This is a genomic window from Streptomyces sp. NBC_00568 (assembly GCF_026341855.1).
Taxonomy (GTDB): Bacteria; Actinomycetota; Actinomycetes; order Streptomycetales; family Streptomycetaceae; genus Streptomyces.
Genome location: NZ_JAPENW010000001.1, coordinates 6314674 through 6335061 on the forward strand (window position 1 = coordinate 6314674; position 20388 = coordinate 6335061).

Here is a 20388-nt window from a genome sequence, read left to right on the forward strand (position 1 = left end):
GCTCACCTCGTGCTCCGTATCCTCGACGCCCGCACGGGCGAACCCATCGACGCAGCCCGCGCCCGCCGAGGCCTGGTCCGTGTCCACGCGCACGTGCCCGGGTTCGGCGCGACAGGTCTGCGCGTGCTCCTCTTCGCCGACGTCCTGGTACGGGCGCTGGAGATCGGGGGCAGTCCCGTCTGGGCGACCTTGACCTCGGCGGCGGACCCGGCCGATCCAGCGGATGCCGCGCGCCTTCGGGCGAGCGCCGCGGACCTCGGTATCCGGCCCTTCGAGGACCACCACGACGCCGGACCGGGACCGGCCGCGACACAGACCATCGACGTCCTCGTGCCCGAGGGCACCGCGACGGACGGCGTACGGGTCGAGGTGGCGCCCGTCGACACCGACGGCTCTCCCGGAACGGACCTCGGCGCCGGTTCCGCTCCGGCGGATTCCACCGTGCTGCGTCTGGCGCTGCTCGCCCGGCGCAGAGACCTGCCCGTGCGCCTCGACGCGGGCGCCCTGGCGGAGGCCGAGGGCACACTCGAGCGCTGGCGCGCCGCCGTCGCAGGATGGGCCACCCGGCCGTCCAAGCCGGTCCCCGACGACGTACGCGCACGGTTGCGCGGCGCCTGGGAGGACGACCTGGACGTGCCCGGCGTACTGGACGTACTGCGGTGGGTGGAGACGTCGGACCTCGCGGAGGGCGCCCGCTTCGAGACGTACGCCTACGCCGACCGGCTGCTCGGCCTCGAACTCACCCGCGAGATCGGGGCGTCGCTGTGAACGCGCGCGTCGCGTCGGGTCCGCGGCGAAGGCTGGTCGTGCTGCGGCACGCCAAGTCTGCCTGGCCCGACGGAGTACCGGACCACGAGCGGCCGCTCGCGACGCGCGGCCGCCGCGACGCCCCCGCCGTCGGACGCGCCATGGCGGACGCCGACCTGCTGCCGGACCTCGCGTTGTGCTCGACCGCCGTACGCGCCCGGGAGACCTGGCAGTTGGCCGCGGAGCAGTGGGGCACTCCGCCGCCCGTACGGCACGATGGCCGGCTGTACGGCGCGGACGTACCGGAGTTGCTGGAGGCCGTGCGCGAAGTCCCGGAACACGTCCGCACCTTGCTGCTGGTCGGGCACAACCCCGGACTCGAGGAGCTGGTCCTCGAACTGGCCGTGGACGGCCTCGACGACACACTGGCCCTGGTCCGGACGAAGTTCCCGACCTCGGCCGTCGCCGTCCTGGTCTGGCACGGCAGCTCCTGGCGCGAACTCGGCTCCGGCGAGGCGCTGTTGACGGACGTGGTCGTGCCGAGGGGCAAGAAGGAGTGAATCCCGGCCGACGTGCACCCGGCGACCTCGGTCCGGACCGGACGCGGCGCTGCGGAGCACCTCGCGGGGGACCGGCTCGATCGCGCCGTCGTCCAGGACGGGGACGCGCGCCGGGCTGATCGGGGTCAAGACCATCGTCGGTGCGGTGCGGTGCGGTGCGGTGCGGTGCTGGGTAGGGGTCGGACCGGTCGGGGGCGGGCCGGATCGGAGCGGGCCGGGTTCGGCTGGGCCGGATCGGAGCGGGCTGGGTCGGACCGGAGCAGGGCGGGCTGCCGGGCCGGAGGTCGCTGTGGTCCGGCGGTGGCCGGGGTCGTGCCCAGGCCGCGACCGAGCGTGGAGAGGGCGTGACCGGCGCCGCGGGGGCGGGGCGCGAGGCCTGCCGTCGGCCACGCGCGCGTGCAGCGCATACGCTGGCGTGATGCAGGACGAGTACCGCACAGTGGCCCGCCCGGGCGTGCACGAGACCGAGGTCAACCGCTCCCGTTTCCTGTGTGCCCTCGCCCCGGCCGCCACCGAGCGGGAGGCACAGGACTTCATCGCCGCCGTCCGCAAGGACCACGCGGACGCCACGCACAACTGCTTCGCGTACGTCATCGGAGCCGACGCCGCCGTGCAGAAGGCGAGCGACGACGGCGAACCGGGCGGCACCGCGGGCGTCCCCATGCTCCAGATGCTGCTGCGCCGCGACATGCGGTACGTCGTCGCCGTCGTCACCCGCTACTACGGCGGGGTCAAGCTGGGCGCCGGCGGACTGATCAGGGCGTACGGCGGCTCGGTGGGCGAGGCGCTCGACGCGCTGGGCTCCATCACCCGGCGCCGGTTCCGGCTGGCCACGGTGACGGTCGACCACCAGCGGGCCGGCAAGGTGCAGAACGATCTTCGGTCCACCGGGCGCGAGGTACGTGATGTGCGTTACGGCGAGGCGGTCACCATCGAGATCGGGCTGCCGGACGCCGATGTGGAGGCCTTCCGGGCGTGGTTGGCCGACGCGACGGCGGGGACGGCCCGGCTGGAGCTGGGCGGAGAGGCCTACGGAGACGCGTGACAGTCCGGGCAATCGGGATGAATCGGTCAACTCCTGTGTCCGTCATGACCGGCCGATACGGGAGTAACCGCCCGTGATGTCAGACCCGGCCGTTACCCTTCGGGGATCATGAGGCTCCTGCACACTTCCGACTGGCATCTCGGCCGGGCGTTCCACCGGGTGAACATGCTCGGCGCCCAGTCCGACTTCATCGGCCACCTCGTCACGACCGCGCGCGAGCGCGAGGTGGACGCGGTGGTCGTCTCGGGAGACGTGTACGACCGTGCCGTCCCGCCGCTGGCCGCCGTCCAGCTCTTCGACGAGGCCCTGCACCGGCTCGCCGACCTCGGCGTGCCCACCGTGATGATCTCCGGGAACCACGACTCGGCCCGCAGGCTCGGCGTCGGAGCCGGACTCATCGGGCGAGCGGGCATCCATCTGCGGACCGACCCCGCGGGGTGCGGCACACCCGTGGTGCTGGCCGACGCCCACGGCGACGTCGCCTTCTACGGCCTGCCCTACCTCGAACCCGCCCTGGTGAAGGACGAGTTCGGGGTGGAGAAGGCGGGCCACGAAGCTGTCCTGGCCGCCGCCATGGACCGGGTCCGCGCCGACCTCGCCACCCGTGCGCCGGGAACCCGCTCCGTCGTCCTCGCCCACGCCTTCGTCACCGGCGGCGAGGTGAGCGACAGCGAGCGGGACATCACCGTCGGCGGCGTCGCCTCCGTGCCCGCCGGAGTCTTCGACGGCGTCGACTACACGGCCCTCGGCCACCTGCACGGCAGCCAGATCATCGGCCAGCGCGTGCGCTATTCGGGCTCCCCGCTGCCGTACTCGTTCTCGGAGGCCGGCCACCGCAAGACCATGTGGCTCGTGGACCTCGGCCCCGACGGCTCCCTGGCCACGGAGCGGATCGACTGCCCCGTGCCCCGGCCGCTCGCCCGTGTCCGCGGACACCTGGTCGACCTCCTCGCCGACCCGGAGCTGGAGCGCCACACCGGCGCCTGGGTCGAGGCGACCCTCACCGACCCCGTGCGGCCGGCCGACCCCATGGCGCGGCTCGCCGAGCGCTTCCCGCACACGCTCAGCCTCGTCTTCGACCCCGAGCGCTCCCCGCAGGCCCCGGACATCTCCTACGCCCGCAGGCTGGCCGGCCGCAGCGAGCAGCAGATCGCCGAGGACTTCGTGGCCCATGTGCGCGGCGCGGGCCCCGACACCCACGAACAGGCCGTGCTCCGGGACGCGTTCGACGCCGTCCGCGCCGACGAGACCGTACGGGAGGTGGCCCGGTGACCTCACGTCCGCCGTACACCCAGGGGGCCACCCGCCCGGAGAGCGAGAGGACCCGATGAGGCTGCACCGCCTGGACATCACCGCCTTCGGCCCCTTCGGCGGCGCCCAGCGGGTCGACTTCGACGAACTGTCCACCGCCGGGATCTTCCTGCTGCACGGACCGACCGGTGCGGGCAAGACATCCGTCCTCGACGCCGTCTGCTACGCGCTGTACGGAGCCGTCCCCGGCGCCCGGCAGAGCGGTCAGGGCCTCGGCCTGCGCAGCGACCACGCGGAACCCGCCACCCGTACCGAGATCCGCCTCGAACTCACCGTCGCCGGACGCCGGCTGGAAGTCACCCGGCAGCCGCCCTGGGAGCGCCCCAAGAAGGGCAACCGGCCCGGTACGACCGTCGACAAGGCCCAGACCTGGTTGCGCGAGTACGACGCGACCGCCGCCTCCTGGAAGGACCTCAGCCGCTCCCACCAGGAGATCGGCGAAGAGATCACCCAGCTGCTCGGTATGAGCCGCGAGCAGTTCTGCCAGGTCGTGCTGCTGCCCCAGGGCGACTTCGCGCGCTTCCTGCGGGCCGACGCCGAGGCCCGCGGCAAGCTGCTCGGCCGGCTCTTCGACACCCACCGCTTCGCCGAGGTCGAGAAGCGCCTCGCCGAGCGGCGTCGCGCGGCCGAGGCCGAAGTGCGGGCCGGTGACGCCGCGTTGCTGGCCGACGCGCACCGGATGCACCAGGAGGCCGGGCCCACCGCCGAGGAACCGCTGCCCGACCTCGCGCCCGGCGATCCGGGCCTCGCCGAGTCCGTGCTCTCCTGGGCGGCGGTGGCCCGCAGCACCGCTCGCGAAGAGCTGGACATCGCCCGTTGCGCCCGCGGGTCCGCCGAATCGGCGCAGGCCGCGGCCGACCGCGAGCTCGACGACGTCCGCGAAGTGGACCGGTTGCAGCGCCGGTTCACCGAGGCACGGGAGCGCGCCGCGCGGCTGGAAGGACGCGCCGACGCCCACCGGGACACCCAGGCGCGGATGGAGCGCGGGCGCAAGGCCGAGGCGGTGGCCCCCGCACTCGACCTGCGGGAATCCGCCGAGGCGGAGCACCGGCGGGCGGCCGCCGCGGAGACCCGGGCGCGCGCCGCCCTGCCGGAGACGTTCGCCGACGCCGGAGCACCCGGGCTCACGGCCGCCGCGCGCAAGGCCACCGAGGAACTGGGCGGCCTGGAGTCGGCACGGCGCGCGGAGCGGCGCCTGTCCGAACTGGGCACGGAGCGCGCCTCCTTGGACCGCCAGGAGCGCGCCGACGAGGACGTCCTCCAGGACGCCGAGAGCTGGCTGGCCGGCTGGGAGGACACCCGCGCGGGCCTCGAGGCGCGGATCGAGTCCGCCCAGGAGGGCGCCGCCCGCGCCGAACAGCTCGCCGTCCAGCGCGAACCGGCTCTCAAGCGGCTCGACGCGGCCCGCCTGCGTGACGAGTTGGCCAAGGACACCGAGAACGCCCACGCGCGCGGCCTCACCGCGCGCGAGCACGCGACAGCGGCGCACGCCCACTGGCTGGAACTGAAGGAACAGCGCCTCCAGGGCATCGCCGCCGAACTCGCCGCCGGTCTGGTCGACGGCGCGGCCTGCGCCGTGTGCGGCGCCACCGAACACCCCGCGCCCGCCCGGAAGATCGCCGGTCACGTCGACCGCGAGACGGAGGAGAAGGCCCTCGCCGCCTACCGGCGCGCCGACGAGGAACGCACCGAGGCCGAGCGCAGGCTCGGCGTCGTCCGCGAGGCGCTGGCCGCCGCGACCGCCGAGGCGGGGGACACCCCGACCGGGCAACTCGCCGAACGAGCCCAGGAGTTGGAGCGGCTGCACGGCGAGGCCCGCGCGGCGGCCTCCGGGCTGCACGCCGCACGCGAGGCCCGCGAACAGGCCGAGCGCGAACACGAGCGGCGGTTGACCGCCCAGCAGGAGGCCGCCCGCCGGGTCGCCTCACGGGCCTCGCTCAGGGATGCCCTCGACCGCGAAAAGACCTCGCTGGCCGGAGAGTTGGAGCAGGCTCGGGGCACCGCCGGGAGCGTGTCCGAGCGGGCCGCGCAGCTGGAGCGGCGGGTCACGCTGCTCACCGAGGCCGCGGACCGCGTTCGAGCGGCCGAGGACACCGCGCAGCGCCTCAAGGAGGCCGACGCCCGACTCGCCGACGCGGCCTTCCGCGCCGGGTTCGAGACCCCGCAGGCCGCGGCCGCCGCGCTGCTCGGCGACGCGGCCCACCGCGATCTGCAACGACAGCTCGACGCATGGCAGTTGGAGGAGTCCGCGGTTCGGTCCGTGCTCGCCGAGGCCGACACCACGGCCGCGGCGCGGCGCCCGCCCGCCGACCTGCGGGCCGCCGAGCGGACGGCCGAGTCCGCCGCCCGCCGCCTGCGGGACGCCGCCTCGGCGCAGGACGCGGCGGCGCGGCGCTGCGCGGAGCTGGACGCGCTCTCCACCCGTGCGGCGAGGGGAGTCCACCGGCTCGCCCCGCTGCGCGAGGAGTACGACCGTGTGGCCCGGCTGGCCGGTCTGGCGGCCGGCACGTCGGCGGACAACGAACGCAAGATGCGCCTGGAGTCGTACGTCCTCGCCGCACGTCTGGAGCAGGTGGCCGCCGCCGCGACGGTCCGCCTCCAGCGGATGTCCTCGGGGCGCTACACCCTCGTGCACTCCGACGACCGGGCGGGCCGCGGACGCAGCGGGCTCGGACTGCACGTCGTGGACGCCTGGACCGGCCGGGAGCGCGACACGGCGACGCTCTCCGGGGGCGAGACCTTCTTCGCCTCCCTCGCCCTGGCCCTCGGGCTCGCCGACGTGGTCACCGACGAGGCCGGCGGGGTCCGCCTCGACACGCTCTTCATCGACGAGGGCTTCGGCAGCCTCGACGACCAGACCCTGGACGAGGTGCTCGACGTCCTCGACTCGCTGCGGGAACGCGACCGCAGCGTCGGCATCGTCAGCCATGTCGCCGACCTGCGGCGCCGCATCCACGCCCAGCTGGAAGTGGTGAAGGGGAGAACGGGGTCGGTCGTACGGCAGCGGGGTGCGGAGGCGTGAGGCGAACGGCCGGGGCCCGGACCGGGGCGGTCTCAGTGGCCCAGCGGGCGGCGCGGCAGCGGTGAGGAGTAGACGACGCTCGTCGTCACCGAGCCCAGTGTGCCGATCTTGCCCGAGACCGTCTCCAGGTGAATCATCGAGCGCGCCGCGACCTTGATGACGAAGCAGTCGTCGCCCGTGACGTGGTGCGCCTCCAGGATCTCGGGCGTCGCCTCGATGAGGTCGTGGAACGGCTTGTAGTTGCCGTTCGGATACCGGAGCCGTACGAACGCCAGGATCGGCAGTCCCAGGCTCTCGGGGTCGACGACAGCCGCGTACCCCTGTATGACGCCCGCCTCTTCCAGACGGCGTACCCGTTCGGTGACCGCGCTCGCGGACATGGAGACGGCACGGGCCAGCTCGGCGAAGCTGGACCGGCCCTCGCGCTGGAGGACATCGAGGATGCGCCAGTCGGTGGCGTCCGGGGAATACGCGGTCATCCGTGATGGATACCAGGTGAATCCCCGGCCGATCAACCCCGATGCAGTGGATCGTCACTTCAAGATGGAGATCGACGGACGTAGATTTCTGGCCAGGAAGTCCCGCGAGATCGGTGCGGACGAGGCACCGGGGTGGCGAAGGCGGCACCGGTTCGGCGGGGCTCGGGAGAAAGGCCAGACCATGACTGCGACTGCCGACGCCACCCGGAACGGCACGGTGACCGTTTCCGCGCCGACCACCGCCACGGAGGGCACGGTGACCGGTTCCGGGGCACGTTCCGTGACGGTGGTGAACCCCGTTCTGCGGGTGGCGCCCGCCTCGCCGGCCGCCGCGGCCGCCTACTTCGGGGCGAGCCTCGCGTTCCACGCGGACGTGTCCGACGTGGCCGCCGCTCTCGCCGCCGGCGGTGACCCCGGATTCGTCGTCCTCGACTCCCGCTCCACCGAGTCGTGGGACCAGGGACACATTCCCGGCGCCGTCCACCTGCCGACCGCTCTCATCGCCGAGCAGGCCGAGCAGCTCCTGGACAAGTCGGTGCCCGTCGTCACCTATTGCTGGGGCCCCGGCTGCAACGGCGCGACCCGAGCGGCCCTCGCCCTCGCCGAACTCGGCTTCCAGGTCAAGGAGATGCTCGGCGGCTTCGAGTACTGGGCGCGCGAGGGTTTCGAGTTCGAGACCTGGGAGGGTCGTGAGCGCCCTGCCGCGGACCCGCTGACGGCGCCCGTGGACGCGGACGCCTGCGGCTGCTGACCCCGAGAGGGGGCCCTGCTCCGTCGGCCTCGACACCCGCGTCCGCCGCCGATGTCCGACTCCGGCCTTCTGCGGCGCCTGCGCCACCGGGGTGAATCCCAGCCGTGTAACTTCTGCGCATGGCCAGATACGCGGACCCCGGTGCGGTCCAGTGGGTGGAGTCGGGCGGCGGGCCGCTCATAGCGATCCCGGAAGTGGTGCTCCCGTTCTGGTCGGGGGCCGGCGGCGACGACATGTCCTGCGACTACGACCGGGCGTGTGACGTCGACGGGTTCGTCGGGCTCCTGCCCGTCGGCGACACCAGGGCACTGGTCCTCGGCGACGAACCCGCCTCGACCGCCTACCTTCCCGAGCACGGCACCTTCGTACGCTGGTGCGCCGCCGAGTCCGAGGACGAACTGCTCGCCGTCGTCCCGGCGGCGCTGGCGGCGGCCGTGTGGGAACCCGAGGTGCAGTGGAACGTGCCCGGCCCCGTCGTCCTGTTCGACGCGGCCTGGCCGGGCACCGCCTCCGAGCGCACGGACCATGTGAGGGTGGCCCTCGAACCGGGCCGGTACGGGGTCCGCGCGGCCCGTGTGGAGCCGGGACCCGAGACATGGGTGGGCCTCGTACAGCTCCGTCGGCTGACGCACTGACCCCGCACTGAGCCCGGGCGCGACGGCCGGACTCCACCCGGCGTGCGGCGGTCGGGGCCCCCTTCCCCGTAGCGGCCGGGGGAGCCTTCCGTGCGTACCGGGCCGTGCCGTCGGGTGCCGGTGCCGTGGGACACCGGCAACCGGCACCGGCACCTGACGGGCCGATCCCGGCCGCCGCGTGGGGCCGTCAGAGCCGGGACAGCTCGTCCACCAGGTCGTCCAGGCCCAGGGAGCCCTGGGACAGTGCCGCCATGTGCCAGGCCTTGGCGTCGAAGGCGTCACCGTGACGCTTCTTCGCGTTCTCGCGGCCCAGCAGCCAGGCGCGCTCGCCGAGCTTGTACCCGATGGCCTGCCCGGGGATCGTGAGGTAGCGGGTCAGCTCGCTCTCCACGAAGTCGGCGGGGCGGCTGCTGTGCGAGCCGAAGAACTCCTGCGCCAGCTCCGGGGTCCAGCGCTCGCCCGGGTGGAACGGCGAGTCGGCCGGGATCTCCAGCTCCAGATGCATGCCGATGTCGACGATGACCCGGGCGGCCCGCATCATCTGCGCGTCGAGGTAGCCGAGCCGCTGCTCCGCGTCCGCGAGGAAGCCCAGCTCGTCCATCAGCCGCTCCGCGTACAGCGCCCAGCCCTCGCAGTTGGCGCTGACCTGGCCGACGGTGGCCTGGTAGCGGGACAGGTCGTCGACGACGTACACCCACTGCGCGAGCTGGAGATGATGGCCGGGCACACCCTCGTGATACCAGGTCGAGACGAGGTCGTAGACGGGGAAACGGGTCTGCCCCATCGTGGGCAGCCAGGTGCGGCCCGGACGGGAGAAGTCCTGCGAGGGGGCGGTGTAGTAGGGGGCCGCGGCGCCGCCGGGCGGGGCGATGCGGGACTCCACCTTCCGTACCGGCTCGGCGAGTTCGAAGTGCGTGCCGTCCAGCGCCGCGATGGCCTCGTCCATCAGCTCCTGGAGCCAGGTCCGGACTTCCTCGACGCCCTCGATGTGGCGGCCGTGCTCGTCGAGATGGGCGAGCGCGACCCAGGGAGTCGCGGCGCCGGGCAGGATCTTCTCGGCCTCGGTCCTCATCTCGGCGAGAAGACGGTGGTACTCGGCCCAGCCGTACGCGTACGCCTCGCCGAGGTCGAGATCCGTACCGTTGAAGTAGCGCGCCAAACGGGCGTACCGCTCATGGCCCACCGTGTTCGGCGCGCCCTCGATCGTGGGCGCGTACACCTCGCGCATCCAGTCCCGGAGGGCGACCAGGGCCTCCGTGGCGGCACGCGCCGCCGCGTCCAGCTCCACCCGCGCGGAGTCGGGGCCCGCCGAGACGAAGTCCTCGAACCAGCCGCGGCCCTGCCCGTCCGTGTCCGACCACTCGGTGAGCTGCTCGATGAACGTCGCGGTCGGGCGCGGGCCCGCGTACAGCTTGCGGTCCAGCCCGAGCGCCAGGGATTCCCGGTAGCCCGCGAGCGCGGCCGGTACCGCGCGCAGCCGCTCGGCGACCGTGGCCCAGTCCTCGTCGGTCTCCGTCGGCGTCAGGGTGAAGACCTCCCGCACGCTGTGCGCCGCCGTGTGCAGATTGCCGACCGACCGCAGGCCCTCGCCCGCGTCGTGGACCGCGAGGGCGGCGGTGAGCCGCTCACGCAGCAGCCGGCCGCAACGGCGCTCGATGTCACGGTCCGCGCCGGGCCGGCGCTCCGCCTCGTCCAGCCGCGCGAGCGTCACCCGCGCCAGCTCGGCGACGGCCTCCTGGCCGGCGGGCGAGGTGTCGGGAAGCCTGCCGTGACTTTCCTTCACACCGAGGTAGGTGCCGAGAACCGGGTCGAGGGCGATGAGCTCGTCGACATAGGTGTCGGCGACCTCGCGGGGCAACGGGCTCTTCGTCTGTGACATGAGCACATCCTCATACGGGGGCGGGCGCCACGTCAGCCCGGCCAGCCGGGCTTTTCACCGCATCAGCCGGATTTCGCCGGAGGCGAAGCGCCCGGCGCGACGGGCGGCAGCAGGGGACCGCAGTCCCACTGCTGGAAGATCAACCGCGTCTCGACCCGCGCCACTTCACGCTGCGAGGTGAACTCGTCGAGCACCAGCCGCTGCAGATCCGCCATGTCCGCGACGGCGACATGGACGAGGTAGTCGTCGGGGCCGGTGAGGTGGAAGACCGTGCGGGACTCCGGCAGCACCCTGATCCGGTCCACGAAGGGCCCCACCAGTTCCCGGCGGTGCGGCCGGACCTGCACGGACAGCAGCGCCTCGAGACCCCGTCCCAGCTTCGAGGGGTCCAGCCGCAGCTGATGGCCGAGAATCACTCCTGCCCGCCGGAGTCTGGTCACCCGGTCCAGGCAGGTCGAGGGCGCGACCCCGACCTGCGCCGCGAGATCGCGGTACGTCGTCCGTGCGTCGTTCTGCAAGAGCCGCAACAGATGAAGATCCACCGGATCGAGTACGACAGAATCGGCCATGGCGCGAACGTAACACGGGATGTGGCGCCCGAACCCCGTCCGGTGTTCAGGCTTCGGCCCATGGACTCCGTTGTGTACGACACCCACGGCGCGTACGACGCGCAGGACGACCTGAACGGCGACGGTCAGGTCTTCCCCGTTCCCACGGCCCGGGCACTCGCCACCGAAGCCGTGCACGCCGGCCGGGAGGACCTGGCGGCGCTGGGACTGCACGCGGCCCCGATCGACCTGTCCACCACCTACCCGTCGTACGACAGCCGTGGGGAAGCCGCCCGGATCGACGCCTTCGCGGCCGACGGAGCCGAACCCGAGGGCCCGCCCGTCTACGCCCGTCTCGGAAATCCGACCGTCGCCCGCTTTGAGACCGCCCTCGCGCGTCTCGAAGGCACCGAGAGCGCGGTCGCCTTCGCGAGCGGCATGGCCGCGCTGAGCGCCGTCCTCCTCGTACGGAACGCGATGGGGCTGCGCCACGTCGTCGCCGTACGTCCCCTGTACGGCTGCAGCGACCACCTCCTCACGGCCGGGCTGCTCGGCAGCGAGGTCACCTGGGTCGACCCGGCCGGCATAGCCGACGCGCTGCGTCCGGACACGGGCCTCGTGATGGTCGAGTCCCCGGCCAACCCGACACTCGCCGAGCTCGACCTCCGGGCCGTGGCGCACGCCTGCGGTTCCGTGCCCCTCCTCGCCGACAACACCTTCGCCACGCCCGTGCTGCAACGCCCCGCCGAACACGGCGCTCGCCTGATCCTGCACAGCGCCACCAAGTACCTGGGCGGACACGGAGACGTGATGGCCGGAGTGGTCGCGTGCGACGAGGAGTTCGCCCGGAAGCTGCGCCAGGTGCGGTTCGCGACGGGAGGCGTCCTGCATCCGCTGGCCGGCTATCTGCTGCTGCGCGGCCTGTCGACCCTGCCGGTCCGGGTGCGGGCCGCGTCCTCGAACGCCGCGGAACTCGTCCGCAGGCTCGCCGCCGATCCGCGCGTCGCCCGCGTCCACTATCCGCGCATCGGCGGTGCCATGATCGCCTTCGAGGTCCACGGCGACCCGCACGACGTCATCGCCGGAGTCCGGCTGATCACCCCCGCCGTGAGTCTCGGCAGCGTCGACAGCCTCATCCAGCACCCGGCCTCCATAAGCCACCGCATAGTCCCCACGGAGGACCGCCACGACGCGGGCGTCAGCGACCGCCTGCTGCGCCTCTCGGTGGGCCTGGAAGACGTGGACGACCTGTGGTCCGACCTGGACGGCGCACTGGGGTTCACGAGCGAGGGCTGAGGACCGGGGCGCGAAGCCGGGGCAAGGGGCCGGGCCGAGCACCGGCCGGCCGGTGTGTGGACCGGCGGGCCGGTGGCGGACGGAACGGCTGACCGCCGCCGCGCCACCGGAACCCGGTGTTCCCGCGCCGGGCGGAGCAGGTGACGGCCGGTCCCTGCCCGGCGTCCTCGGGCGGGCAGCGACCGGGATTAGCGTTCGTGCCGTACGGCGACCTGACGGCGCTGCGGGCACGGACCCGGAGGAGCGGGCGGGCTTCGGCCCGTACACACCGGTGGCGCCCGGGGCGGCGGGGCGGCGGGGCGGCGAGGCGACTCGCCGCCCCGCCGAGCCCGGCGGGGCAGCCGCGGCTGGAGTGGGCGGGTCGGGGGCCCGAAGGCTCGGGGCTAGTCCCGCCCGGCCCGCGTGCTGGTCCCCGGCTGCGCCTGCGCCTGTGCCTGGACCTGGTCGTACGGCAGCCGTGAGGTCACCGGTGCCGCCTCAAGGCGGGCGGTGATGACCAGGGTGCCCTCCTCGATCTGGTAGTCGAGCGGGAGGCCGAGGCTGCGCATGGCGGACACCATGCCGGTGTTGGACGCCTGCGTCACGGCGTACACGCTCCCGCACCGGGCCTCGACGGCCATCGCCACCAGGCGGCCGATCAGTTCGCCGCCGATTCCGCGCCGCTGCCAGTCGTCCTCGACGAGCAGCGCCACCTCCGTCTCGTCGCCGTCCCAGAGGAGGTGGCCGAGGCCGACGATCCTGCCGGACGCGGTCTGTACGGCCAGGGTGCGTCCGAAACTGGGGCTGAGCAGGTGGTTGAGGTAGCGGTCCGCGTCCCCGACGGGGCCGTGGTACCGCATGCTCAGCGTGCGCGGCGAGCAGCGCTCGTGCATCGCCTTGGCGGCCTCGAGGTCGGAGACGTCGGCACGCCGTACCGTGATCGCGTTGCCCTCGGGCAGTGTCAGCAGATCCTGTCCGCGCGGAATGCGCGGACCGAGCCGCGCGTCCAGCTCGACGAGGGCCCGGGCCCGCGCGAACTCGGTCGGCGTGAACGGCAGATACGGCCGCTCCACCGTGATCACCCCGCCCTCAGGTGCCCGCAGCCGCATCACCGTGTCCTCGAGTGCCCCCTCCACGGGAGCCCCCTCCGCCGCCCGGCCGGAGCCGGGGGACTTGGCGGGCAGCGAGCGGATCGTGCACCGGCCGAGCAACTGCCGCAGTGCGAGCGGCAGTTCGGACGCGTCGAGGGCCGTACGGGTGGCCAGGCCCAGTACCCGGGTCGGCGCGTCCACCAGATCGTGGGCGTCGGCCCGCTCGATCCAGGTCTCGGTGCCGCCCGCCTGGGCCACGTTCCGGATGATCTCGGTGGTGGCCAGCTCCGCGGGGGCGCGCAGCAGGAACTCGTCGACGGTCCCCTCGGCCAGCGGGTGCGTCTGGAGGCTCAGGATGTCGACCTGGTGCTGCGCGAGCGCCATGCACAGCGCGGCCAGCGAGCCCGGGGCGTCCTTGACCGTCGTACGCATCCGCCACAGCACGGTCGTCTCCGCGACGGTCACCGGTGTGGAGGTGCCTTCCTCTTGCCCAGACGGCCCGGCCGCTCGCCCGGCCGCGAGCGGCGGGGCGCCGGTATCGCTCGTCGGCGGCGCGTGACCGTGGCGCCGTGCCCACCATGTGTGGAACCCGGCCGTGGCGGCCAGGATCACGGCGGACGTCACCAGCAGCGCGGGACCGTCCGGCCCGTGCCCGATCAAGTTGGCCACTCCGTCCGCGACCGCCACGGCCGTGAACAGCGCGGCGAGTTCGACGAGGTCGCGCCGCCAGTGGTGTACGGGGCGTCCGTGCTTCGCACGCGTCACATCAGACATGTCTGGAGTCATACAGCCACTGTGAAGGAATGGTGTTGCGTGATCACGAACGGCTTGTGACTGATCGGTTAAGTGTCGTTCTGCACCTTTTGCAGTTCTTTTTACGGGTCTTTTGCCTCGAACGCGCGATCGGTCCACCCTCCCTGGTCAGGGCCGCGCGGCTCGCGTCGCCATGCCCGCGGGTTGGGAGGTCCTACGTCAGGCGGCGGCCTCCTGCGTCAGCGCCGTCCGTAGCCGGCGGGCCTGCACCGCCACCCTGGACGAGCCGCGCCGCCCGGCGGCCCCGGCGAGATGCGTGAGATCACCGCGTGCCCCGGACCGCTCGGCGCAGTCGGCGGCGACGGTCAGCAACTCGCCCAGCCCCCGGACGGGTCCGCCGCTCGCCCCGTCCGCTGTGAGATCGGCGAGCAGGGCCGGCAACAGGTCGCGCAGTACCGACCAGACGGTGGCGTACGCGCCCGTGGCCGCTGCCGTGCGTATCGACTCGGCCAGCCGGGACGGCTTCACCGCCCCCCGGCGCACCAACTCGCCGACGTCCGCGCCGAGTCGCCCGGCGTCGAGCTGCCCCCGCGCGGCAAGGATCAACAGGGCGTCCACCGCGGCGAGCCGGTCCTCGGGATGCCGGGCTCCGAGCCCGTACGCCAGGCACAGGTGCAGTGCTTCGCCCGCCGTGCCGTCCGCCTCCGCGAGCAGCGGCAGAATCGCGGCGTCCGCGCGGCTGTCGTCCACCGCGACCATGCTGATGTCGCGCAGCAGACGCGCCGCCACCAGCTCCCGCCGTCCCGGTACGACCGCCTGCCAGTGCTGCCTCTCGGCAACGTCCCAGTGCCGGCAGTAACGGCGGTCCTTGAACACGGTGAAGGGGCGTCCCAGCAGCCGGAACTCCGGGGGGAACGAGCCCTGTATCTCTTCGAGTTCGCCGAGTTCCAGCAGGATGCGGACGCCTGCCGTCCGCCGGCGGCTCACGGGCAGCACCGGCGCTTCGGCGGCGAGCCACTGGGCCAGCCGGTATCCCTCGGGACTGCCCAGTGCCCGGGCCCGCGCCGCCGCTGCCTCCGCCGTCGCACGGTCGTCGCGCCGTACCCGCAGGAGTGCCTGGGCGAAGTCGGCGGCTCCCGGACGGGCGTCGAGCCGCCGGTACTCGGTCAGGCGTGCCACCAGCTCGTCCGGCTCCAGCGATCCGGTGGCCCAGGTGGGTGTGGCCAGCAGGAACGGCATCGGCTCGGCGCGGAGCCGGTACGCCACCTCCCACAGGCGCGCGTCCACAGCGCGCGACAGGGCGCTGTGCTGGCAATTCCCGTTCGTCGGGCCCTGCTGCACCGCCGCATGCAGGGTGTCCATGCCGACCTGCTCGAACAGGGCCGCCAGGACCACTTCGAGACCGTGCGGCGCCTCCCGGAAGCGCACGCTCGCGGTCGAGTACCGCGGATCGAGATCCTTCCACCAGCAGCGTGCGACCACGGGTCCGAGGGCCTCCACCAGACCGGCCCGATCACGATGGGCGTGGCGGACCAGACCGTCCAGGGTGCGTTCGAGCGCGGCAACGCCACCATCGGAGGCCAGCAACGCGCTGACCTCCTCGGCCAGTTCGGCCGCCGAATCCGGTGCCGCCGCCAGCCGTGCCGGCTCCGGAACGGGCGGCAGCACCTCCTCCTGGGCGGCCGAATCGGAGTCGAGGGCTTCGATGCCGAGGCTTCGCTGAGCCCGGATCCGCAGCCCCGGGCTCAACTCGGCCGCGAATTCGCCGAGTCGATGCCGCGTGACTCCCGAGTCGCCCAGGGCGGTGACATGGCGCTCCACCAGCTTCAGCGCACGCTCCTGCACCTCCGTGTCCTCATGTCCGAAGGCCTGCGCCACCGCGGGCAGCAGCACATCGGCCGTGGACGGATCGCGTTTGAGGACTTTGCCGAGCAGGATGAGCTGAGCCCGTACGAGCTTCCTCTCCGTACGGAAGAGCACGCCCGAGGACATCTCGGCCAGCTGTCGGGGCGTCAACTCACCGTCCAGTGCGAGAGAGGCGAGCACCGACTGCGCGTGCCAGGCGACGGCCGGCACGGCCTCGCAGGCGAGCGCCGTCCAGTCGGCCGAGCGCTCGCGTTCCTCGTCACGTGTCGGGGCGAGGCACGACAACAGACGCAGGAACACCCGCTGGTCGGCGGGGGCACCGCCGCGCAGCATCCGGGCCACGCAGGCGTCCACCAGGACCTCGCGGTCCAGAGTGCCTTCCTCGGCCAGTTCGGCGAGGGCGTTGTACCAGCTGCCCGGGCCGTCGCCGAAGAGCCAGGCGATCTGCCCCGTGACGTCCAGTGACTCGAAGAGCGCGGCGATCATCCGGGGCAGGTGCGGCTCCTGGCGCAGTCGCTGCGCCACGGTGCCCCCGCTGTGCCACGAAGCACCGATGTGCTCGAACCAGCCCTGCACATAGGCATCGGTCGTCGGCACCTCGCAGCCGGACAGCCCCACCAGCCCCGACAGCAGGGCGAACGGGATCCGGGAAGTCACCGGCCGAGCGGCGAGCCGGTGCGTCAGGTCGGTCAGCCAGTCGGTCTCGCGGTCGCCCAGCACATGGAGGAGGACACCGGGGGAGGCCTGGGACCAGCGCATGTCGGCCGCGGCGATCCAGGTCGCCGCACCGGCGGCGCCGGTGTGGCAGGCGGCTCCCGCCGCGTGCAGCGCGGGATGGGCCACCCGTGACGCCGCGTTCCACGGCGCGGTCCGCAGTTCCTTGCGCAGTTCCTTCAAGTCGGGCAGGCAGGCGCGGCGCTCGCCGTCCGTCATCCCGTCCAGGAGACCGGCGGCCTCGACCGTGTGCCCCGCCCGTACCGCCTTCAACAGCGCTTCGCCGCTCATCACGCATCGCCCCCGTCGACCGGAACTTCCATGAATTCTTCGCGTCGTCCGCCGGCCGGAGCCGGAGCCGGAGCCGGACCGGCCCCGTGTCCGGCCCGTGTGCCCCGCCGCACCATCCGCACCGCGAGGGCATGCTTGCAGGGCCCCCGTCCGCCCCGGTACTTCGCCCACCACAGGCAGGAGCAGCTCAGCGTTCCCGCGTCGTCGCGGACCCGGTGCACATGCCCGTCGTCGGCGGTCACCGTGCCGATGGCACCGTCCAGGGCGACCGCCCCCGCGGCGACCAGGGAACGGGCCGATCGCAGCCGCGGATTGTGCCGCTCGACCCGGTCCGCGTCATAGGGCAGTTCGCGGTGGAAGTACGCCGCCTCCGCGGTGTCGTACCCCACGCGCCCCGACGTGCCCAGCCGGACCAGGGCGGCCCTGACCCGCTCGGCCGGCAGACCGGAGGCGGCGGCCAGGTCACCCACGTCGACGCGCGGCTCCCAGGCCAGGAGCACCGCGATCAACTCCGCGTCCTCGGCGGCCTCGTCGGTGGACAGGGCGTCCAGTACGCCGCCCTCCCCGGAGAAGCCGCGGGAGGCGTCCGGCGACAGGGTGAGGGTGAGCCGCATGCCGGGCAGGACGGCCTCCCAGGCGCCGGCCGCGGCGGCGTCGCCGGTGACCGGTGGGCCGTACACTCGCAGGGACGTCGCATGGCGCAGCACCCGCTGGAGCGCGATCAGCCGCTCAGGGCCCGGCAGACACACGGCGCCCGGAACCGGTCGCGTCGTCGGGCGCAGCCCGCGGCCCGCCGGCACCACCCAGCGCGCACCGCCCGACGCCCCGCGCGTGGTGCCACGCGGGAGCGAGCGCAGGAACCGGACGGCCTCCGCCGCGGGCAGCTCGGCCCGCAGATCGAACCCGGCCGCTGTCACCTGGGCCTCGGCGAATCCCCGCAGCCAGCGGTCGGGCAGCGGCACCTTCTTCTCCACCACCGGCCCGTCCAGCGTCGTCACGGCCATCTCGTCGGGGCCGACCCGAAGGTGCAGCGGGTCGTCCGTGCCGATGCGTGAAAGGGCTTCGCGGAGCGGGTTGTTGACGTCGACATTGGTCGTCCCGTGACCGATCTCGCCGCCGTCGAGGCCCGCTGTCAGCACGTCCAGGCGCGCGTACACCCCGCCGCAGCCGGAGAAGGACTCGAACCGCAGCCGGTCGCCGTTGCCCGTGACCACCGGGTCCAGGGAGGCGCGCAGCTGCCGCTGGTAGTAGCGCGCCGCCGCGACGTCGGCCACCGCCAGAAGCCCCGCGGCCGCCACCTGAGGCGACCTCAGAAAGCCCGCGAAGAACCGTGGGTGGTCCTTGATCCCGCTGGGCGTCGCGCCCCGCGAGGTCTCAAGTCCCAGGCGTCGTCCGCCCGGCGCGGACTCCAGCGCGGAGGGTCGGGTGTAGGCCACGGCCTGCAAAGATCGCGTCATGGAAAAACCGTAGAGGCAACCACTGACAATCGGCTCTGACCTGCGACGACTTGCTCTTCGGTCGACTCCGGCGGTGGGTGCGCGATGCCGCGCACCGGGGGATGACTCCGGTGCGCGGCGCACGGTTCGAGGGTACGGGAGCCGGACGCGTCGCACGGCCGACCGGGTGCCGTGCGCGGCCGCCCGCCGTCCGCTCACGAGTCATCCGTCTGCCGTCTGCCGCCTGCCGCGCCGACGCCTGCGGCGGGTCCCGCTACTGCCCGACGCGCCCCGGCTGGAGCACCTGAGTGAACAGCACGGACCCGTCCTGCTCCCGGAGCCGGACCGTCAACTCGCCGCTGTCGCCGTCGATGTCGACCTCGCCGAAGAACTGGTAGCCGCCGGCGGGCGAGACGTTCGAGGCGACGGGCGCCTTCACGAACACCCGCTCAGGACCGAACGTGTTGTCCAGCGCGCTCGCCGGGAAGGCGCCGGCGTTGAGCGGACCGGACACGAACTCCCAGAACGGCTCGAAGTCGGTGAACGCGGCCCGCGACGGCTGATAGTGCTGTGCCGAGGTGTGGTGCACATCGGCGGTGAGCCACACGGTGCCCGTGATCCTCCGGTGCTTGATGAACCGCAGCAGCTCGGCGATCTGCAGCTCACGTCCGAGCGGCACGCCCGGATCGCCCTGCGCCACGGCCTCGATGTTCGGCTTGCCTTCGGTCGTGTCCGGCACGACGAGGCCGATCGGCATGTCGGCGGCGATCACCTTCCACACGGCACGCGAACGCGACAGCTCGCGCTTCAGCCACTCCAGCTGTTCGGCGCCGAGGATGCCCTGCGGGTCCGTGGTCTGGTTGCCGGGCGAGTTGGCGTTGCGGTAGGTGCGCATGTCGAGGACGAAGACGTCCAGGAGCGGACCGTGCCGCACGACGCGGTGGACGCGGCCGTCCCGGTCGCCGGGCCGCAGGGTCGAGATGGGGAAGTACTCGCCGAACGCGCGCCGGGCCCGGGCGGCCAGTACGTCGACGCTCTTCTCCGTGTAGCGCGTGTCGGTGGTCGCGATCACCTCGCCCGGGTACCAGTTGTTGCGCACCTCGTGGTCGTCCCACTGGACGATGGAGGGCACCTGGGCGTTGAACCGCTTGAGGTTCTCGTCGAGCAGGTTGTAGCGGAAGTTGCCGCGGAACTCCGCCAGCGACTCGGCGACCTTGGACTTCTCCTCGGTCGTGACGTTCCGCCATGTGCTGCCGTCGGGGAGTGCGGCGGTCGCGGCGATCGGGCCGTCCGCGTAGATGTTGTCGCCGCTGCACAGGAAGAAATCCGGGTCGAGCCGGGCCATCGCGTCGTAGATGCGGTAGCCGCCGATCTCCGGGTTGATGCCCCAGCCCTGCCCCGCCAGGTCACCCGACCACAGGAAGCGCACGCCGCCGCGCCGCCCGTGCGGGGTCGTGCGGAATGTCCCGCCGACCGGCTCTCCGGTGCGCCGGGGGTCGTCCGGGTCGGCGAGCAGGACGCGGTAGTGGATCTGTTCGCCGGAGGGCAGTCCGCGCAGCCGGGTGGTCCCCGTGAAGTCCGTGTCCGTGCCGAGCAGCGGGCCGTGCCATCTGCGCGGGTTGCGGAACGACTCGGTCGCCGAGGTCTCGACGATCATCCGGGCCGGGCGGTCGGACCGGACCCAGACCAGACCGGAGTCGGCGGTCACGTCGCCGGCCTGGACGCCCCAGCCCGCCTTCGGCCGGCCGGACAGGGTGAACGCGGGTGCCGAGGCGAGCGCGGTGGGCAGAGCCAGTGCCCCCGACGCGGCGAGAGTGCCGCGCAGCACGCTGCGGCGGTCTGGGAGGGAGCTGGGCGGACGGTGCGACATGAATGCGCCTCCGGGGACGGATTCGGCCAGTGTGCAGTGCCACAACTACTGGTGCGCCGCAGCGCACACGGAAACCGTAGGTGAACAACTGACCCTGGAAGAGGGGGAATTGCCG

Annotated in this window: 15 protein-coding genes; 8 read left to right on the top strand and 7 right to left on the bottom strand. The window is 73.2% G+C overall.

Translation table 11 applies throughout. From position 1 onward, the window contains the following. The first annotated feature begins 9 nt into the window (after positions 1-9). The 5 genes from OOK38_RS27505 (at position 10) to OOK38_RS27525 (ending at position 6685) form a co-directional block, all read left to right on the top strand. Positions 10-768, top strand: a complete 759-nt coding sequence (locus OOK38_RS27505; protein WP_266756146.1) for a hypothetical protein — start codon at positions 10-12, stop codon at positions 766-768. Next, positions 765-1307, top strand: coding sequence for a histidine phosphatase family protein (locus OOK38_RS27510; protein WP_266756144.1), 543 nt, complete (start codon positions 765-767; stop codon positions 1305-1307). Before OOK38_RS27505 ends, OOK38_RS27510 begins: the two co-directional genes overlap by 4 nt. Before the next feature lie 418 nt (positions 1308-1725). Beyond that, positions 1726-2352, top strand: coding sequence for a YigZ family protein (locus OOK38_RS27515; protein WP_266756143.1), 627 nt, complete (start codon positions 1726-1728; stop codon positions 2350-2352). Positions 2353-2460: 108 nt separating this feature from the next. Further along, the gene (locus OOK38_RS27520; RefSeq protein WP_266756141.1) at positions 2461-3624 is read left to right on the top strand and encodes an exonuclease SbcCD subunit D; all 1164 of its coding nucleotides are present in this window, start codon (positions 2461-2463) and stop codon (positions 3622-3624) included. A gap of 55 nt (positions 3625-3679) precedes the next feature. Then, the gene (locus tag OOK38_RS27525) at positions 3680-6685 is read left to right on the top strand and encodes an SMC family ATPase (RefSeq protein WP_266756139.1); all 3006 of its coding nucleotides are present in this window, start codon (positions 3680-3682) and stop codon (positions 6683-6685) included. 32 nt (positions 6686-6717) lie between these two features. Here the strand turns inward: OOK38_RS27525 and OOK38_RS27530 are convergent, their stop codons facing one another. Then, complete coding sequence (locus OOK38_RS27530) at positions 6718-7164, bottom strand: Lrp/AsnC family transcriptional regulator (protein ID WP_266756137.1); 447 nt, start codon at positions 7162-7164, stop codon at positions 6718-6720. Between the two features lie 181 nt (positions 7165-7345). On the opposite strand from OOK38_RS27530, the gene OOK38_RS27535 reads away from it, so the two are divergent. Both OOK38_RS27535 and OOK38_RS27540 read left to right on the top strand, forming a co-directional pair. Next, on the top strand, positions 7346-7915 hold the full coding sequence (locus OOK38_RS27535) for a rhodanese-like domain-containing protein (RefSeq protein ID WP_266756135.1): 570 nt from the start codon (positions 7346-7348) through the stop codon (positions 7913-7915). Between the two features lie 119 nt (positions 7916-8034). Next, a complete protein-coding gene (locus OOK38_RS27540) occupies positions 8035-8550 on the top strand; it encodes an immunity 21 family protein (protein ID WP_266756133.1) in 516 nt (171 codons plus the stop codon). A gap of 187 nt (positions 8551-8737) precedes the next feature. On the opposite strand, the gene OOK38_RS27545 is transcribed toward OOK38_RS27540, so the two are convergent. Both OOK38_RS27545 and OOK38_RS27550 read right to left on the bottom strand, forming a co-directional pair. Continuing rightward, a complete protein-coding gene (locus tag OOK38_RS27545; RefSeq protein WP_266756131.1) occupies positions 8738-10429 on the bottom strand; it encodes a DUF885 domain-containing protein in 1692 nt (563 codons plus the stop codon). A gap of 62 nt (positions 10430-10491) precedes the next feature. Then, positions 10492-10998: an Lrp/AsnC family transcriptional regulator gene (locus OOK38_RS27550; RefSeq protein WP_266756129.1), complete on the bottom strand. Its 507-nt coding sequence runs from the start codon at positions 10996-10998 to the stop codon at positions 10492-10494. A gap of 60 nt (positions 10999-11058) precedes the next feature. Between OOK38_RS27550 and OOK38_RS27555 the strand changes: the two genes are divergently transcribed. Further along, positions 11059-12273 (top strand): PLP-dependent aspartate aminotransferase family protein, encoded by a 1215-nt coding sequence (locus OOK38_RS27555; protein ID WP_266848871.1) that lies wholly within the window; start codon positions 11059-11061, stop codon positions 12271-12273. A 383-nt stretch (positions 12274-12656) separates the two neighbouring features. Here the strand turns inward: OOK38_RS27555 and OOK38_RS27560 are convergent, their stop codons facing one another. The 4 genes from OOK38_RS27560 to OOK38_RS27575 form a co-directional block, all read right to left on the bottom strand. Then, a complete protein-coding gene (locus OOK38_RS27560) occupies positions 12657-14117 on the bottom strand; it encodes a GNAT family N-acetyltransferase (RefSeq protein ID WP_266756126.1) in 1461 nt (486 codons plus the stop codon). 198 nt (positions 14118-14315) lie between these two features. Next, positions 14316-16967, bottom strand: coding sequence for a DUF6493 family protein (locus OOK38_RS27565; RefSeq protein ID WP_266756124.1), 2652 nt, complete (start codon positions 16965-16967; stop codon positions 14316-14318). Then, on the bottom strand, positions 16967-18424 hold the full coding sequence (locus OOK38_RS27570) for an SWIM zinc finger family protein (protein WP_266756122.1): 1458 nt from the start codon (positions 18422-18424) through the stop codon (positions 16967-16969). Before OOK38_RS27570 ends, OOK38_RS27565 begins: the two co-directional genes overlap by 1 nt. Positions 18425-18677: 253 nt before the next feature. Beyond that, positions 18678-20273 (bottom strand): alkaline phosphatase, encoded by a 1596-nt coding sequence (locus OOK38_RS27575; RefSeq protein ID WP_266756120.1) that lies wholly within the window; start codon positions 20271-20273, stop codon positions 18678-18680. Between the last annotated feature and the right edge of the window lie 115 nt (positions 20274-20388).

Excerpts from the sequence above, each read along its gene's own strand:
- OOK38_RS27570 (WP_266756122.1), bottom strand. The coding sequence starts at position 18,424 with ATGACGCGATCTTTGCAGGCCGTGGCCTACACCCGACCCTCCGCGCTG.
- OOK38_RS27530 (WP_266756137.1), bottom strand. The coding sequence starts at position 7,164 with ATGACCGCGTATTCCCCGGACGCCACCGACTGGCGCATCCTCGATGTC.
- OOK38_RS27560 (WP_266756126.1), bottom strand. The coding sequence starts at position 14,117 with ATGTCTGATGTGACGCGTGCGAAGCACGGACGCCCCGTACACCACTGG.
- OOK38_RS27540 (WP_266756133.1), top strand. The coding sequence starts at position 8,035 with ATGGCCAGATACGCGGACCCCGGTGCGGTCCAGTGGGTGGAGTCGGGC.
- OOK38_RS27520 (WP_266756141.1), top strand. The coding sequence starts at position 2,461 with ATGAGGCTCCTGCACACTTCCGACTGGCATCTCGGCCGGGCGTTCCAC.
- OOK38_RS27550 (WP_266756129.1), bottom strand. The coding sequence starts at position 10,998 with ATGGCCGATTCTGTCGTACTCGATCCGGTGGATCTTCATCTGTTGCGG.
- OOK38_RS27525 (WP_266756139.1), top strand. The coding sequence starts at position 3,680 with ATGAGGCTGCACCGCCTGGACATCACCGCCTTCGGCCCCTTCGGCGGC.
- OOK38_RS27575 (WP_266756120.1), bottom strand. The coding sequence starts at position 20,273 with ATGTCGCACCGTCCGCCCAGCTCCCTCCCAGACCGCCGCAGCGTGCTG.
- OOK38_RS27545 (WP_266756131.1), bottom strand. The coding sequence starts at position 10,429 with ATGTCACAGACGAAGAGCCCGTTGCCCCGCGAGGTCGCCGACACCTAT.
- OOK38_RS27555 (WP_266848871.1), top strand. The coding sequence starts at position 11,059 with ATGGACTCCGTTGTGTACGACACCCACGGCGCGTACGACGCGCAGGAC.
- OOK38_RS27515 (WP_266756143.1), top strand. The coding sequence starts at position 1,726 with ATGCAGGACGAGTACCGCACAGTGGCCCGCCCGGGCGTGCACGAGACC.
- OOK38_RS27535 (WP_266756135.1), top strand. The coding sequence starts at position 7,346 with ATGACTGCGACTGCCGACGCCACCCGGAACGGCACGGTGACCGTTTCC.
- OOK38_RS27565 (WP_266756124.1), bottom strand. The coding sequence starts at position 16,967 with ATGAGCGGCGAAGCGCTGTTGAAGGCGGTACGGGCGGGGCACACGGTC.